Source organism: Chitinophaga sp. NPDC101104 (assembly GCF_050277495.1).
In the GTDB taxonomy this organism is placed as follows: Bacteria; Bacteroidota; Bacteroidia; order Chitinophagales; family Chitinophagaceae; genus Chitinophaga.
In genome coordinates this window covers 1-16,736 of the sequence record NZ_JBNNSF010000005.1, presented here as the reverse complement: position 1 = coordinate 16,736, position 16,736 = coordinate 1, and the positions used below count along the sequence as shown (strand labels likewise).

13 protein-coding genes are annotated in these 16,736 nt (G+C 51.9%); 2 read left to right on the top strand and 11 right to left on the bottom strand.

Features of this window, described 5'->3' with window-relative positions; all coding sequences use genetic code 11:
* Positions 1-31 precede the first annotated feature (31 nt).
* From nuoF to ACQKLP_RS25295, 10 genes are all read right to left on the bottom strand, one after another.
* The gene (gene nuoF, locus ACQKLP_RS25340) at positions 32-1,390 is read right to left on the bottom strand and encodes an NADH-quinone oxidoreductase subunit NuoF (RefSeq protein WP_427325905.1); all 1,359 of its coding nucleotides are present in this window, start codon (positions 1,388-1,390) and stop codon (positions 32-34) included.
* A gap of 120 nt (positions 1,391-1,510) precedes the next feature.
* The gene (gene nuoE / locus ACQKLP_RS25335; RefSeq protein ID WP_427325903.1) at positions 1,511-2,008 is read right to left on the bottom strand and encodes an NADH-quinone oxidoreductase subunit NuoE; all 498 of its coding nucleotides are present in this window, start codon (positions 2,006-2,008) and stop codon (positions 1,511-1,513) included.
* Between the two features lie 62 nt (positions 2,009-2,070).
* Complete coding sequence (locus tag ACQKLP_RS25330) at positions 2,071-3,078, bottom strand: WG repeat-containing protein (protein ID WP_427325901.1); 1,008 nt, start codon at positions 3,076-3,078, stop codon at positions 2,071-2,073.
* Positions 3,079-3,139: 61 nt separating this feature from the next.
* The gene (locus tag ACQKLP_RS25325) at positions 3,140-4,354 is read right to left on the bottom strand and encodes an NADH-quinone oxidoreductase subunit D (protein ID WP_427325900.1); all 1,215 of its coding nucleotides are present in this window, start codon (positions 4,352-4,354) and stop codon (positions 3,140-3,142) included.
* 24 nt (positions 4,355-4,378) lie between these two features.
* Positions 4,379-4,900 carry an NADH-quinone oxidoreductase subunit C gene (locus ACQKLP_RS25320; RefSeq protein ID WP_427325899.1) on the bottom strand — a complete coding sequence of 174 codons (522 nt, stop codon included), beginning with the start codon at positions 4,898-4,900 and terminating at the stop codon, positions 4,379-4,381.
* A gap of 19 nt (positions 4,901-4,919) precedes the next feature.
* The gene (locus tag ACQKLP_RS25315; protein WP_126249351.1) at positions 4,920-5,483 is read right to left on the bottom strand and encodes an NADH-quinone oxidoreductase subunit B; all 564 of its coding nucleotides are present in this window, start codon (positions 5,481-5,483) and stop codon (positions 4,920-4,922) included.
* A gap of 64 nt (positions 5,484-5,547) precedes the next feature.
* On the bottom strand, positions 5,548-5,943 hold the full coding sequence (locus ACQKLP_RS25310) for an NADH-quinone oxidoreductase subunit A (protein ID WP_205687116.1): 396 nt from the start codon (positions 5,941-5,943) through the stop codon (positions 5,548-5,550).
* A 246-nt stretch (positions 5,944-6,189) separates the two neighbouring features.
* On the bottom strand, positions 6,190-7,902 hold the full coding sequence (locus tag ACQKLP_RS25305) for a tetratricopeptide repeat protein (RefSeq protein WP_427325896.1): 1,713 nt from the start codon (positions 7,900-7,902) through the stop codon (positions 6,190-6,192).
* Between the two features lie 238 nt (positions 7,903-8,140).
* On the bottom strand, positions 8,141-9,859 hold the full coding sequence (locus ACQKLP_RS25300; protein ID WP_427325894.1) for a tetratricopeptide repeat protein: 1,719 nt from the start codon (positions 9,857-9,859) through the stop codon (positions 8,141-8,143).
* 39 nt (positions 9,860-9,898) lie between these two features.
* Positions 9,899-10,822 carry a substrate-binding domain-containing protein gene (locus ACQKLP_RS25295; protein ID WP_341841389.1) on the bottom strand — a complete coding sequence of 308 codons (924 nt, stop codon included), beginning with the start codon at positions 10,820-10,822 and terminating at the stop codon, positions 9,899-9,901.
* 545 nt (positions 10,823-11,367) lie between these two features.
* Between ACQKLP_RS25295 and ACQKLP_RS25290 the strand changes: the two genes are divergently transcribed.
* Both ACQKLP_RS25290 and hisS read left to right on the top strand, forming a co-directional pair.
* Complete coding sequence (locus ACQKLP_RS25290; protein WP_427325892.1) at positions 11,368-11,802, top strand: low molecular weight protein-tyrosine-phosphatase; 435 nt, start codon at positions 11,368-11,370, stop codon at positions 11,800-11,802.
* A gap of 35 nt (positions 11,803-11,837) precedes the next feature.
* Positions 11,838-13,184, top strand: coding sequence for a histidine--tRNA ligase (gene hisS, locus ACQKLP_RS25285; protein WP_427325890.1), 1,347 nt, complete (start codon positions 11,838-11,840; stop codon positions 13,182-13,184).
* A gap of 1,625 nt (positions 13,185-14,809) precedes the next feature.
* On the opposite strand, the gene ACQKLP_RS25280 is transcribed toward hisS, so the two are convergent.
* On the bottom strand, positions 14,810-15,766 hold the full coding sequence (locus ACQKLP_RS25280; protein ID WP_427325888.1) for an SDR family oxidoreductase: 957 nt from the start codon (positions 15,764-15,766) through the stop codon (positions 14,810-14,812).
* Positions 15,767-16,736: the final 970 nt, after the last annotated feature.

Below are 16,736 nucleotides of genomic sequence, written 5' to 3'. Positions count from 1 at the left end.
AGTAAAAAAGAAGAATAATGTTGTTTCCTTATCAGACAGCGGCAGCTACGGGCAGCGGGTCTGCATAATGTGCCAGGCCGAAATTGCGGCGCTGCGCCTCGTCGGGGTTCAGCACGTGCCATTCGAATTCGTCACGGAAATGACGGATCGCGGCGGCCACCGGCCATGCGGCGGCGTCGCCGAGGGGGCAGATGGTGTTGCCTTCGATCTTGCGCTGAATGTCCCACAGCAGGTCGATGTCGCTCATTTTTCCTTTACCGTGCTCGATGTTCTTGAGCACTTTTTCCATCCATCCGGTTCCTTCGCGGCAGGGGCTGCACTGTCCGCAGCTTTCGTGGTGGTAGAACCGGGCCAGCGAAAGGGTGTGGCGCACTACGCACTGGTCTTCGTCCAGCACGATGAAGCCGCCCGACCCCATCATGGTGCCGGTGGCGAATCCGCCGTCGTTGAGGCTTTCGTACGTCATCATGCGTTTTTCGCCTTTGGCCGTGGTGAGCAGCAGGTTGGCGGGAACGATGGGTACGGAGGAGCCGCCGGGGATGCAGGCTTTGAGGCGTTTCCCGTTGGGAATGCCGCCGCAGTATTCGTCGGAATAAATGAATTCTTCTACGGAGATGTTCATCTCGATCTCGTACACGCCGGGTTTGTTGATATTGCCGCAGGCGGAGATGAGCTTGGTGCCGGTGGATTTGCCCGTGCCGTATTTCACGTATTCATCGCCCCCGATGTTGATGATGGGCACGATGGTGGCGAGGGTTTCCACGTTGTTTACCACGGTGGGGCACTGGTACAGGCCTTTCACGGCGGGGAACGGCGGCTTGATGCGCGGGTTGCCGCGTTTGCCTTCCAGCGATTCGATGAGGGCGGTTTCTTCGCCGCAGATGTAGGCGCCGGCGCCGCGTTGCACGTGAATGTCCAGATCGAAGCCGGAACCGAGGATGTTTTTACCGAGGAAGCCGTTCTTGTGCGCTTCGGCGATGGCTTCTTCGAGAATATCGGGGATCCAGGCGTATTCGCCGCGGATATAGATGTAAGTGGTGTTGGCACCGAGGGCGTAGCTGGAGATCAGCAGGCCCTCGATGAGCAGGTGCGGGAGAAACTCCATGAGGTACCGGTCTTTGAAGGTACCGGGCTCGGATTCGTCGGCATTGCAGACGAGGTAGCGGGGCACTCCTTCCGGTTTGGCCAGGAAGCTCCATTTCAATCCTGTGGGGAAGCCCGCGCCGCCACGGCCTCTCAGGCCGCTTTTCTTCACTTCTTCCGTCACCTGATCCGGGCTCATGCTCTTCAGGGCTTTTTCGGCAGCGGCATATCCGCCGTTTTTCCGGTATACGTCGAAATACCGGATGCCTTCTATATGCGCCTTGTCTAACAGTAATTTACGTCCCATTGTCTCGCTTTATATAAGTTGTTGCCTGGGCAACGTGATGTTTTTCGTTTGGTCGGCTTTCCGGTCTTCCCTCCTCCCCCGTTGCGTCGCACACTTCGGCGGCAGGAAGCCGGTCAGCTTTTAGTTGTTCGCCTGTGCGCGGCACTCCGCGATGATCTGGTCTACTTTCTCTTTGGTGAGGTGTTCCTTGTAGAACTTGCCCAGCTGCATCATCGGTGCGTAACCGCAGGCGCCGAGGCATTCCACGGTTTTGAGGGTAAACAGCCCGTCGGCCGTGGTTTCCCCTACCTTGATGCCCAGCTTTTCCTTGATATAATGAATAATGTCGTCAGACCCGCGGAGCATGCAGGGCCCCGTCTGGCATACCTCGAACAGGAATTTGCCTACGGGCTGCAGGTTGAACATGGAGTAGAACGTAGCCACTTCATACACTTCGATCGGCTCGATCTGGAGCAGGCCGGCCACATAATCCATCGTGTCGGCACTGAGCCATCCGCCGAAGGATTCCTGCGCCAGGTGCAGCACAGGGATCAGGGCGCTTTTCTGCTTCCCGTCCGGGTACCGCGCGATGATCTCTTTTACTTTATTCAGCTTCTCTTCAGAAAATTGAACGGCCATTTATATTCGTCTTTATAGTTAATTTTCATTGTATGCAGGTCCCCCGCGGGTGAATGATCTTGTCAATCTTCAAAATATTCCGTTCCCTTCACCCCGATATACCCCTTTTTTCCTTTATATCCGACCAGCGTAAAGGGCTTGCCGGAAAACTGTTGTATCTCGTCGTATTTACAACCGGTCAATGCTTTGCCGGTGTTGTCCACCAGGCCGTATTTCCCGTTTTTATACACATATATCAGCTTGTAAAACCCAAGCTTGTTATCGCCGGCCACGCCATTCCCGACTTCGGTATACGTCCAGTCGTACACTTCATCGTTCAGCTTTTTGCCATTCAGCCCGAACAGCCGGATCCCGGCTTCGTCCAAAGCTGCGATGGCGCAATAGTGCCAGTTGCTTCCCGCCAGCGCTACCTTGTCATAAGCGACCGGCAGTACTGCCCCGTTGATGCCCCAAACGCCCTGCTGGCCGTTTTTGCTCACGGCAAACAGGTAGCGGCCCTCCATGAGGTCGTTTACCTCGTCGAACTGTGCCGGTATGAGCCATTTGCCGCGCCGGGCCGCTTCGGTGAAAACCACGCCCCACTTTCCGCCGCTTTTCGCGATCACGTAATCGTTTGCCGTGGAGATTCCCGTACGGATGGAATCGAATTGGAATCCCAGCAGTACGTTGTCTCCCTGCATCAATCCGGCTTTCCCGTCCTGCATGCGCACTTTCGGGTGCGGGTCTTCCATTTCGCCAGACACCAGCTCGGACATCATAAGCCCTTCGCCGGCGCGGGTCTCGTCTACTTCCTCGGGTTTCTTCCGTTTCCCCTTCCGGTCTATCCAGAATTCCTCGGCCCCTTTCTTCACCCGGGCAATGTCAGCATCGTCCAGCTCCTCTTCGTCGAGCTCGCCGAAAGGCTGCGCATCGTCGAATTGCGGGGCGATCACGATCGTTTTATCGAGCTTGCAGTACCCCCACTTGTTGCCTTTGCGGTAAGGCACCAGCACTTCGGTGGACCGTTGGGCGGCGGTTTCGCTCACATTCCCACACAGGGCTGCGAATAATAATAAAAGAACTTTTTTCATAGGGTATTCAGGGATAGCAGGATATATGCGTGCAGGGCCCGCGGGGGCCCTGCCAAAGAATTTATGCGTCCAGTTCGCCAGCGATCAGGTTGAGGGATGACATACAGATGATGGCATCGCTCAGCATCGCGCCCTTCACCATTTCCGGGTACGCCTGGTAATAGATGAAGCAGGGCCGGCGGAAGTGCAGGCGGTACGGGGAGCGGCCGCCGTCGGAAATGAGATAGAATCCCAGTTCGCCGTTAGCGCCTTCCACGGCGTTGTACACTTCGCCGGGCAGGATGTCGGTTTCGCCCATCACGATCTTGAAGTGATAGATGAGCGCTTCCATTTTGGAATAAACGTCTTCCTTGTCGGGCAGGTAGTAAGCAGGAACGTCGGCATGGTAGACATCGGCGGGGAGGTCTTTCAGTTTGTCCATCGCCTGCCGGATGATGCCGAGGCTCTGCCACATTTCCGCGTTGCGCACCAGGAAGCGGTCGTACGTGTCGCCGGTGGTGCCTACGGGAATGCTGAACTCGAAGTCTTCGTAAGAGCTGTACGGGGTGGCTACGCGCACGTCATAATCCACGCCTGCAGCGCGCAGGTTCGGACCGGTGAAGCCGTAGTTGAGGGCACGTTCCGCCGTGATGGCGCCAACGCCCTGGGTACGTTCCATGAAGATGCGGTTACGGGTGAAGAGATTTTCGAACTCTTTCAGTACGGCCGGGTATTCGTCGAGGAACTTGTTGATCTTACGGAAAGCCGTTTCGGTGAAGTTCCTTTCGAAACCGCCGATACGGCCGATATTGGTGGTGAGGCGCGAGCCGCAGATTTCTTCGTAGATTTCGTATACCAGTTCACGGTACTGCATTACGTAGAGGAAGCCGGTGAATGCGCCGGAGTCTACGCCGATAACGGAGTTGCAGATGAGGTGGTCGGTGATACGGGCCAGTTCCATGATGATGACGCGGAGGTAATCCACTCTTTTGGGCGTTTTGATGCCCAGGAGCTTTTCCACGGTCAGGTGCCAGCCGATGTTATTGATGGGGGCCGAGCAGTAGTTGAGCCGGTCTGTCAGCGGAGTGATCTGGTAATACGGCTTGCGCTCGGCGATTTTTTCGAAAGCGCGGTGAATGTAGCCAACGGTAGGCGTGGCGGACACGATCCTTTCGCCGTCCATCTCCAGCACGTTCTGGAAAACGCCGTGGGTGGCGGGGTGGGTGGGCCCAAGGTTGAGCGTGTTGGTTTGCTTCTCTATGGAGCCTTCCGGTAGTTGTATATGGTGATCAGACATATCCTGATTTGCTAAAAGTTAAACTTAAATACCGACGCTTCCGCCGCGGCCGAACATCTCGTCGTCCTTGTCCACACGGGTCTGGTCTTCCAGCGGGAATTCCTTGCGCAGGGGGAAGTAATCCATTTCGTCCACGTTCAGGATGCGGACGAGGTTCGGATGCCCTACGAAGTCGATCCCGAAGAAATCATATGTTTCCCTTTCCTGCCAGTTGGCGGTGGCGAACAACTTCGTGGCGGTGAAAATCTGCGGTGTTTCCACGGCGGTAAACACTTTGAACCGGAGGCGCACGTTCTGCACGAGGTTGTGCAGGTGATATACCACACCGAGTTCAGCACCCGCGTTATCGGGGTAATGCACGCCGCAGAGGTCGGTCATGAAACGGAATGCCAGGTCCTCTTCGTCGTAAAGGAACTGCATGACTTTCAGATTGATCTCTTTGGGCGCGTGGAACGACATGATGCCGTACGACTCTTCAAAATTGGTCAACGCCTCGCCGAACTTCTCGACCAGCCTGTTCTTGATATGCTCATTCGTCAAAGACATGTAATCGCTATTATCGTGACTATTGTATTCCGTAGGAATTCATGAGATCTTTATACCGGTCGCTATGGCGGCGGCGCAGGCTTTCCTGGCCCACCAGGTCCTGGACGCGCATCACGCCGTCGAGGATGGCTTCCGGGCGCGGGGGGCATCCGGGAACGTAAACGTCCACGGGGATCACCTGGTCGATGCCCTGGAGCACGGAGTAGGTGTCGAAGATACCGCCGCTGCTGGCGCAGGCGCCAACGGCGATCACCCAGCGGGGCTCGGCCATCTGCAGGTAAACCTGCCGCAGCACGGGACCCATCTTTTTAGCGATGGTACCCATTACCATGAGCAGGTCGCACTGGCGGGGCGTAAAACCCAGACGCTCGGAACCGAAACGGGCGAGGTCGTAGTGGGCGGCCATGGTGGCCATGAATTCGATGCCACAGCAGGATGTGGCGAACGGCAGCGGCCAGATGGAATTCTTACGGGCCAGGCCGATGACCTTATCGAAAGATGTGGCAAAGAAACCTTCTCCGCTATAGCCTTCCGGCATTTCCACCACCTTCACATTCGTATTAAACTGAACAGGACGAGACATAATCTTTACCCTCCTAATCCCGCCGCATTCACACAGCGGGAATTTATTAATAGTTAACTAAGTATCAATCTTCCCACTTCAGGGCGCCTTTCTTAATGATGTAGTAGAATCCGCCCATGAAGAAGCAAACAAATGCGAGCATCGCCATAAAACCACTCCATCCCAGCTCTTTAAAATTAACAGCGTAGGGATAGAAAAAGATGACTTCTACGTCAAACAACACGAAGAGGATAGCTGTCAGAAAGTACTTGATAGCCACCGGCTGGCGCGCGTTCCCCATCTGTTCGATACCGCTTTCGAAATTCTCCAGTTTGTCACTGGTTTTACGCTTCGGGCCCAGAAAGTGCGTGGCTATCATGGTGATACCAACGAAACCCAAAGCAGCAACAACTTGTAAAAGGATAGGAAAATAGCTGACCGGCGTGTTGCTTGCTGTCAAAAATTCAGAGACAAAAAACATAAGCTTCCCAATATATTGTCTGAAAGCGCAAAAATACTGCAACTAAACTATAATTCAAATCGACAATCCTGAAAATCTAATCTTTTTTTTGTATATGTAATATAATAAAATATGTGACGTTGGTTTCCGGAGTTTCCCGGGCGCTCACCCGTTTGTGTAATTGATTGAGCCTAAACGTGTAACAAGTACACGGCCCGGGAGTATTCCCGGGCCGTGTACGTCAAATGCCTGAAATTTAAATATTTATTAGCGTCCGCCGCCTTTTTGCTGGGGCTTGTTCATGATGTCCCTGATCTGCTTCACGGGCTCGCTCGTAGGGTCCAGCGGCGTCAGTTTGTCCATATACTTCTGCATATTGGCTTTGTCTTCCTTGTTGTAATAATATACCATCAGGTAGGTATACGCCTTGATGAGGCCTGCCTTGTTCTTGGCGGGGTCTGCTTCTGCCAGGCTCAGGTATTTTTCGAAGAAGGGCTGAGCCACACCGGTTTTGGCTTCCACGTCGCGGGCGGCAGCGGCCATCCCCTGCCAGAAGTGCCCGGTGGTCAGGTCGGGGAATGCGGTGGTCAGTTTTCCGAAGGCTTCGGAAGATTTGGCCAGCATCGCCGTGTCTGTACCGCCGCTGGAGGCGTAATAGTAGTTCTGGCCGATGTTGAACAGGTCGAGCGCAGCGGGTTTCTCTCCTTTCTCGGCTTTCAGGTCGGCCACTTTCTGGTACCATTCGCCTGCTTTATTGAATACCCTCGCCTGCTGGAAGGCCTTGGCCACGCTTTCGTAGCGGTCCAGGTCTTTCGCGGTGTCGGAGGTAGCGTATTTCTCGAGGTAGTTGAGCGATTGCTGGTCGATCGCGGCCTGTTGGGTGGAATCGCCCAATTTGATACGGCTGTAGATCTCGCTGCCGAGCTTGTAATCGATAGGTTCCAGCTTGCTTTCCCCGGAGCGTTTCACATAGTCGTCGAAATGCTGGCGGGCGGCGAGGGAATCGCCTTTCTGGAGGTATGCATCGGCGATCATCCGCTCGAGCTTCATTTTGTAGGATTCGTTGGCCTGCGGGATGAGCGATTTCGCCTTGTTGATGGCGCCCTCGTAGTCGCGGTCGAGGAACATGATGGAAGCGAGGTAATACTCGTTCCGGGTTTTATCGGCCTGGTCGCTCAGGGCGAGGTATTTCTGTAAATATTCCTTCGCCTTGGGAAGAGAGAACTGCCGGGGCTTGGGGGTGTAGTAGAACTGGTACAGTTCGTAGAAAGCCGGGGCGTAGTTCGGGTCGAGCGTGGTGGCTTGCGACCAGTCGGCCACTGCCTGTTCGAGGAGTTTGGCGTTATAGTTCACATGGCCGCGTTTCATCACGGCTTCAGCGTTGTTTTGTTCCAGTTCCAGCGCCTTTTCGTACGCTTCGATGGCTTTCCCGCCGTTTTCGCCGCCCATGTAGCGGTAAACGTCGCCCAGTTCGATGTAATCTGCTGCTACGGGTTTGTATCCTTTCCGGCCGTCGTTCCCTTCTACCAGCTGTTTCATAACGGCGAGTGCGAAGGCTTTATCGCCGCCTTTCACTTCGGTGTTGGCATCTGCGATGGCGCGGGCCACGTCGCCGTTCTTGTTTTTGGCGGTGGCGTTGAGGGCGGCATCGAACTTTTGGCGTGCCGCGGCGGCGTTACCGCTCAGCAGGTCGATACGGCCGAGGCCTACATTGAGAAGAGGGGAATTCGGCACGGCGGTGAGCCCTTTCTGGAAGGCGGCTGCCGCTCCGTCCTTGTTTTCCTGGCCCAGTTCAGCGATCCCGAGGTAATAATACGCCCGTTCGTCCGTGGGTTTGGCCGCTATCGCCTGCTCGAAATTGGATTTGGCGGTGGCGTATTTTCCGTAATAGAGGTTTTTGAGCCCGTCTTCTATCGTTTGCGCCATTGCCCCGCCTGCGAGGAGGAAAAGGGCAACCACGGTACTGATACGCTTCTTCATGATAAAATGTTTTAACCGATTAACTAACGTTACCGGAGCCTTTTAGTTCGGCTGCGGTATGGGTTCATGTAATAAAAAAACATGCCAGAATGATGGCTGCGGCCACGATACAGGCAGGCTCCGTCTCTGAATTTACTCAAATAATCCGGTAAAAACAATGCAGGAAACGTTAAAAATGGGCATAAAAAAAGCAGCGCCCGTGTGGGCGCTGCCGGTGATCCGGGATTTGGGTCCGGAATTATTTGGAGCCGTTGGCGGTGGCTGCTTTCGCGGAGCTACCTGCGGCTTTGTTGGAGGAGCTGAGGAATTCCTTCACCTGGCGAACGGTATCGTTGTTCGGGTCGATGGCTACCAGTTTGTCCATATAAGGCTGCATGGCGGCCTGGTCTTCCTTATTGTAGTGATACAGCATCAGGTAAGTGTAGGCATTGAGGAGGAAGCGTTTGTTACGGGCTTCGTCTTCAGGTTTCACCATTCCGATGTATTTTTCGAAGGCGTCTTTACCGCGGCCTTCCTTGGCTTGCTGGTCCAGCGCGAAGTTGGCCATGCCTTTCCAGTAGAAGGCAGTGGGCTGGGTAGGATATTTCTCCACGAAGCTGCCCCAGGAAGAGTCAGAAGCACTGTAATCGGCTGCGTAGTACTCATAGAACGCTTTGTAGAAGTGGTCGGTCATCGCTTCGGGATTGTCTTTTACTTCCAGCGCTTTACCGTACCAGGTAGCCGCTTTTCCATAATTACGCATATCCTTGTATGCTACTGCCACGTTGCGGAATTTTTCCGCATCGGTGCTGGTGTCTGTTTCTGCGTATTTCTCCAGGTAGAGACCGGCAGTTTGCTGGTAGCCAGCCTGGGTGGCGGAATCGGAGTGCTTCAGTTTGCCATAGATGGCGCTGAGCAGTTTATAGTCGTTCACCTGAAGCTGTTCTGCGGGAACGGATTTTACGCGCTCGTCCATCAGGGCTTTTGCTGAGAGGGAGTCACCTTTCCACAGATATGCATCTGCGGCGATCAGGGTGAGTTTTCCTTTGTAAAAGTCGTTTGCCGAGGGAATGAGCGCTTTCGCCTTGGCGATAGCGCCATCATAGTCTTTCTGGTAGAAGTTGATGGCAGCCAGGTAATATTCGTTTTTCGCCTTGTCGGAGGGGTCCCCAACTTCCACGTATTTCTGGAGGTATTGTGCAGCGTGGGGGAGCGAGAACTGCTCTTTGCGCTGGGTGATGTAGAACTGGTACAGTTCGAAGTATGCGGGCGCATAGTTCGCGTCCATGTTGGTGGCTTTGGCCCAATCGGCCACGGCTTGCTGGAGCAGGCGGGCGTTGTAGTTTACCAGGCCCTGTTTCATCACGGCTTCGGCGTTGTTGGCGTCGAGCTCGAGTGCCTTTTCGTAAGTGGTGATCGCTTTGCCGCCGTTCTCACCGCCGAGGTAACGGTAAGCGTCGCCCAGTTCGATGTAATCGGCCGCGGTGGCGGTATACATTTGTTTTTTCTTACGTCCTTCGTTGTTGAGGAGTTTTTCCATGATGGTGAGCGCATATCCGCGGTCGCCGCCTTTTACTTCGGTGTTGGCGTCTGCGATGGCACGGGCAACGTCGCCATCGCGGCCTTCGGTGGCGGTGCTGGCGGCTTCGAATTTCTGTTTCGCTTCAGCGGTTTTACCGTTGAGGAGATCGATGCGGCCCTGACCTACCATGAGGAGGGAGGAGGTGGGAACGGCGGTGAGGCCTTTGGCGAAGGCGGCTGCAGCTGCGTCCTTATTCTCCAGTCCCAGTTCGGCTATTCCGAGGTAGTAATAAGCGCGGTCATCCGTAGGTTTCGCGGTGATGGCTTTTTCGAGGTTCTGTTTGGCAGTTTGGTATTTGCCGTAGTACAAATCCTTCAAACCATCTTCCACAGTTTGCGCCATAGCTCCGTTGGCTATGCAGAGCATGGCTACAAATAAACTGTTCCTTCTGTTCATGAGCAATCCGGTTTTAGTTGTGTTATCAGTATTTAGTTTTTACTCTGTTAAAGTGGCCTCCCGGAACACGATGTTCAAACGGGCCGGGAACAACTTGAATTTTCCGATCACCAGTTGGCCGGGCTGACCGGAGAGGAATGTCGCGAAGCCTGAACCCAAACCCTGGCGGGGCTCTTTGAGGATATAGAACATACCTCTCGTGAGCGGGTAGGACTTCGTCCCGATAAAGTATTGGTACGGCTTCACGAATTCGGTGTATCCGTCTGCACGGAGTTTTACCGTCGTGATGCGGTTGCTGAATTCGATGGCGGTGGAATCGTTCGTGTCGGAAATCCAGTTCACCCCGATCACACCGATGGCGTTTTTATCCTTTTCCACATGCGAGATCACTTCTGCATTGGAATGGGCTGCCATCGTGTTGGCCGGCAAAGGCTGGCCTTTGTTGATGGAGTCCAGGACGTAGCGCGCCGTGCTGGAATTCTGATCGTCGAATACGATATTCCATTTCTTCTGCGATTTGCCGTTCATGATCTCGCGCACCTGGTCCATCGTAAGGATGGAGTCGGGATTGCTGTGATTGACGATCAGCGCGATGGCGTCTGTAGCGAGCTTACCGCTTTGCGGGCGGATCTTCTCTTTTTTGAAATATTCCAGTTCGTTCTCTTTCAGGTCGCGCGTTACGATGATAAGGCGCGCGCTGTCGTTGAACAGGTCTTTGAAGCAATCTGCTTCGGGCTTGTAATGGGCGATGATCTTGGCTTTCGGGTACTGTGACTCGAACACCCGGATTTCCGATTCCAGTAACGGCTGATACGTTTTGTCAACCGAAATATGGATCTCTCCTTTCGTGGGGCCGTCCAATTCACCTTTACCGGAGTTATTACCTCCGCATCCTGCGGCCAGCATGGTAACGGAAGCCGTCGCCAATGCCAGGCCCATCCAGTTTTTAGCTTTTAAAAACATACGCACTAGTGGGTGATACTTGGTTAAAAGAATAATTGTTTGATACCCCTGTAGACACGAAATAATCCATAAGCGCTCAACAAGCCGGCCAATACGTAGAGCCATTTATCGGAGATGTCCAGTCTACCCATTCCCAGTTTCTCGGAATACAATGCGTACAATCCAAAAAGAATAAAAATAATTCCCCTGATCAGCTCGCCCAGCGGGCGATATTGCACGTTTGTCCGATTGTTCGTATTGTCGTTCTCCTGTCGCATTGGTGGCAAATTACAAGTATACAAAAAAAATGCTTTTTTCTACCGCATCAAACTTTTATTCGTTTGTTAAAAATTTTCCGGGCTGTTTCTAAAGCTTTCAGAAAGATGATGCCGAACCTTTCATTTTCCATAATACAGCAAAGTTTTAACATATGCAATTCCTCCAAAATGCGTTAGCGGTTTCCCTGAAAATTCGGTAGGTTTGCGGTCTGAAAAATCGGGGTAAAAGGGATCCAGGATTTATATCAAATCATTGATAACCAGTAATTCCCGATCAATCGATCGAACATGAAGATATTGATGGTCTGCCTCGGTAATATTTGCCGGTCCCCGCTTGCCGAAGGCATCCTCCGCCACCTGGCGGGCCAAAAAGGACTGGATTGGGACGTTGATTCCGCCGGCACCGGCAACTGGTATGTGGGCCACCCGCCCGACCGCCGTTCCGGTGCCGTGGCGAAACAGCATGGGATCGACATTTCCGGGCTTCGCGGCCGGCAGTTCTCCACCGAAGATTTCGACCGGTTCGACCGGATTTTCGTCATGGACCTGGACAATTACCGTGATGTGCTCCGCAAAGCCCGCTCGTCGGCCGACCAGCAGAAGGTACAATTGTTGCTGGAAGACCAGCAGCCGGTCCCGGACCCCTGGTACGACGATGCCCTTTTCGAGCCGGTGTTCCGGCTCATCCACGCCGCTTGCGAACGCATCGTCCGGCTCGCCTGACATTTCTAACATTCACATTCTTGACGCTTTATAGCATGGCAAAACTCAACACTCCTCAAGGTACGCGCGATTTCGGGCCAGAAGTTGTCCGCAAGCGCAACCATATCTTCGCTGTCATCCGGCAGGCTTTCGAACGTTTCGGCTTCCAGCCCCTCGAAACCCCGGCCATGGAATACACCTCTACCCTTCTCGGCAAATACGGTGACGAAGGCGATAACCTGATTTTCAAAATCCTCAATAACGGCGATAAAATCTATGGCCAGGCGCAAATGGCGAAAGACAGCCGTGAACTGGCGCTGATCCTGTGTGAAAAGTCGCTCCGGTACGACCTCACCATCCCCTTTGCACGATTCGTGGTGATGAACCAGGGGAAGATCCATCTGCCTTTCAAACGTTACCAGATCCAGCCGGTTTGGCGGGGCGATAAGCCGCAACGTGGCCGCTATCGCGAGTTTTTCCAATGCGATGCGGATGTGGTGGGCAGCAATTCCCTCCTGAACGAAATCGAACTGCTGCAGATTTACGATACGGTTTTCAATACGCTCGGGCTTTCGGGATATCGGATGAAAGTCAACAACCGCAAGATCCTTACGGGATTGGCGGAGCTTGTCGGCCGTCCGGATCTGATGCTTCCCATTACGATCGCCATCGATAAGCTCGACAAAATCGGCGATAGCGGGGTCCGGGAAGAACTGGCGCAGCGTGGGCTTTCGGGGCCGGAGGCCGATAAAGTGATGGAATTTATTTCGCTGCAGGGCAGCAACGACGAAAAGCTCGACCGGCTGACGCAGCTTTTTGCGGGGTCGGAAACGGGGCGCAAGGGCGTGGAGGAATTGCGCTACATTCTGGGAAGCGGGCTGACGTCGTTCAGCCGTCAACCCGAGATCGACCTGACGCTGGCCCGCGGCCTGAATTACTACACCGGCATGATCGTGGAGGTGAAGGCGCCTGAGAACGTGAACATGGGAAGTATTGGTGGCGGCGGCCGGTACGACGATCTGACGGGGCTGTTCGGGCTTCCGGGGATTTCGGGTGTGGGGATTTCTTTTGGTGTAGACCGGATTTACGATGTGCTGGAGGAGCTGCAACTGTTCCCGGAAACCGCGCAACAGGGTACGCAGGTGATCTTCTTTCACCCTGGGGCGGAGAAACTGGCGGAAGTTTACGGATATATCTCCCGCCTGCGGGACCGCGGTATCAGCACGGAAATTTTCCCGGACGAAATCAAGCAGGACAAACAATACAAATACGCCGAAAAGCGTGGCATTCCTTACATCGCTTATGTAGAAGACAATGCGCCTGGCGTTGTGTTTCTCAAGAGCATGACAGGGAAACAGCGCCATCAGCTTACACCGGCTGAACTGGACGCATTTACGTTTTAGCAGTTAATACACGTTATATGTTGAAGAGGCGCTGGAAATCCGGCGCCTCTTTTTTTAAACATGTTTTACTGCAAATTGTAGATCGGGTTGCAATTTATTTTTCAAGTACAGGGCTGGAATTTGCGTACGATCATCTGGATCTGGATGCTTAGTAAGCAAATCATGTACAACTCGGCAAACAACTTAAGCTGGTTCCCAAACATAGGAACGTCTGCCATCGGCGTACGAAAATCCGGATATGTATGCTGGATTCACAGTCATCAAACCATGTACAACTCGGCAATCAACTTAAGCTGGTTCCCAAAAATAGGAACGTCTGCCATCGGCGTACGAAAATCCGGATATGTATGCTGGATTCACAGTCATCAGACTATGTCCAACTCGGCAATCAACTTAAGCTGGTTCGCAAAAATAGGAACCTCTGCCATCGGCGTACGATAATCCGGATATGTATGCTGGATTCACAGTCATCAGACTATGTCCAACTCGGAATACAACTTAAATTGGTTCGCAAAAATAGGAATGTGCCATCGGCGTACGATAATCCGAATCTGTATGCTGTATTCACAGCCATCAAACCATGTACAACTCGGCAATCAACTTAAGCTGGTTCACAAAAATAGGGCGTCTGCCATCGGCGTACGATAATCCGGATATGTAAGCTGGATTCACAGTCATCAAACCATGTACAACTCGGCAATCAACTTAAGCTGGTTCGCAAAAATAAGAATGTCTGCCATCGGCGTACGATAATCTGGATATGTATGCTGGATTCACAGTCATCAGACTATGTCCAACTCGGAATACAACTTAAATTGGTTCGCAAAAATAGGATGTCTGCCATCGGCGTACGATAATCCAGATATGTATGCTGGATTCAGTCATCAGACTATGTCCAACTCGGAATACAACTTAAATTGGTTCGCAAAAATAGGAATGTGCCATCTGCGTACGATAATCCGGATCTGTATGCTGGATTTACAGCCATCAAACCACGTACAACTCGGCAAACAACTTAAACTGGTTCACAAAAATAGGACATCTGCCATCGGCGTACGATAATCCGGATCTGTATACTGGATTCACAACCATCGAACTATTTACAATTCGGCATAACGAACTTAAGTTCTTCTTAATAATAGGATCTCTTTCATCTGACCATATTTCTGGCAGATGGATACTTCTAGATTCCCAGATCAATTTGTACTTCACTACACGAAATCTTGATGTTGGCTACCCATGCTATCCATGGTGAATGGATATCATACGGTTCAATATCGTGCTGAGTTTACATCATTATTACTAAAGTCTGATCTGCCCATCGATATCACCCACAATAAATGCCTCATAGATCAAACAATAATCCTTAAAAAAGGTAACATCGATCCCATGCAATTTTCGGCAGGCAGCATGGCGCTGTTTGAGAATTGTATGGCGTTTTCTGCTACTCGCACAACATTTCTACACAAGAGTATTGCATACAACTTTCCCTACCACTTTCATTCGTTAAACTTCTGCAACAGCATTCGAATTCAGCACTTAACTATAAATGCATCCATTCACATTGTGAATCCTCATTGCAATTGGGCGTGCTTTCAACCTTCATTATCCAAAATCCACCCTCCCTATTCCCACGCGTCTCCGCCGATCTTCTTTCCCGAGATCAGTTTCCAATAGCTATAAAATTCATCATCCAGCGGTTTGTGGAGGTATTCGGGGATCGTTGTTCGAACATAATTTCCCCAATGTGGCCTGGTCCCATCACGATCGGAGAATCCATATTCATCTGAAAGGCTCCAGGAACTGAAAACTTTCCCTCTTTTTTCGAAGACGGTTGGGTCTGCTGCCAATGCGGCAACAGCACGACCAACGAACCAGGGTGTTTCGGACGCAATAAAGTTCGGATCTACCCTGGCCCCATCCTTCCAGTTGCTCTCCGTAACTCCGAAGTGCTCCAGCATGGCTTCGGAGCGAAGAAAGCCGGGCGTTACGGCAAGCGCGCCAATGCCGTGGGACTCAAGGTCTTGCGACATGTCGTAGGCCAAACGGATGATGGTTGTTTTGACCAGATCATAAAACAGTTGTCCACGGTAGAAATAGCCATCTCCGTCGGTTATTTCTACGATCAGGCCTTTTTTCGCGGGAAGCATGAGCGGCACGGCATACTTGGCGGTAATGATGTGTGTATCGATCGCCTGGCGCATCATCTGGAATCCTTTTGAGAGGTCATTCTCCCAAAACGGGAGGTTCCATTGCATGAGGGCATCGCCGCCCCATACATCGTTCACGAGGACGTCGAGATGACCATGGTCTTTTTGTATCCGGTCCATCAGGGCGATCACTTCCTCTTCTTTACTGTGGTCTGTCCGCACGGCGATTCCGATCCCACCCAATTCCGTGACGATTTCCGCTGTTTCGTCGATGGTTTCCGGGCGGGAGGGGCCGGAAGCAGGTGCACCTATAGTGCTTCGGCCGGAGCAATAGACGGTGGCACCTGTTTCACCGAGCATGGATGCGATTCCTCTTCCGGCTCCCCGGGTGGCGCCGGCGACGAGGATGATTTTTCCTTTCAGAGGTTTCATACGCTAGTTAGGTTTGATGGGACTGTGAATTTCGTACGGCGGTACGCATTGTATCTGCGTAGTGGATTATTTTCTGCAGGATGTTAATATAATGTTTGAGGTATCAGGACATTGGTGGTTGTCTGGAAAGGCCTTGTGGATGCACTGATAAAGGGATATTGATCTGGCCGATCGTTTTTGTTGGGAAGCTTAAGTGCGGTTGTTATCAAATGATTGGTCTATTAGTTTAAACCAGAACTTGCAGTATTATCTATTTCAGGATGGGTATAAATGATATGAGTCTCGATTCGGAGTGAGCAATCACCGCACATTGATTGCAATTAATATAGTTGTTATAAGAAAGAATCGAATATGAAGGAAGGATTCGTTTGCATGAAGGCGAATTCCTCGTATGTCAGCTTATGTTTCAGTGATAAATGCCCAAGAACGAAAGTGTGCTGCTACATACAGTACCATAAATGCAATTGAAAGCGTCGAAACGGGTATAAATCGCCTTGTGAAAGGATAATAGTATACGGACAAGGGCAATTCAATATTCCTGGTAGGTGTAAAACGTGTAAGATGAATAACCAAAAATGCCCAGCGCGCGTAGCAGTTAACTGTACTGAGTATTCTTCATGACGTTTGGATATTGGGAAAGAAGAGTAAGGACGTGTAGTAAAATTGTAATCCGTGATGGGAATTCATGTATGGAGAAAACAGGCTGGTTTGAAATCCAATAGCTATCCATTTTATTAAATGGGATATTGTTTGGGGCGTTTGATTGATGGGGAAAGAGGAATGTGAGGAAAGTGGAATGAGCAAGTGTAATAAAATTGCATTCGGGGAAGGAAAACAGGGGCAATTTTGCGCAGTAGCAATGCTACTCTATAGTTGCATTCCGGGAAGGGTATAAATAAAAAAAGGTCCAGGATTGCTCCTGAACCTTTTTTCAATAAATATGGCAGCTACCTACTCTCCCGCATGATAG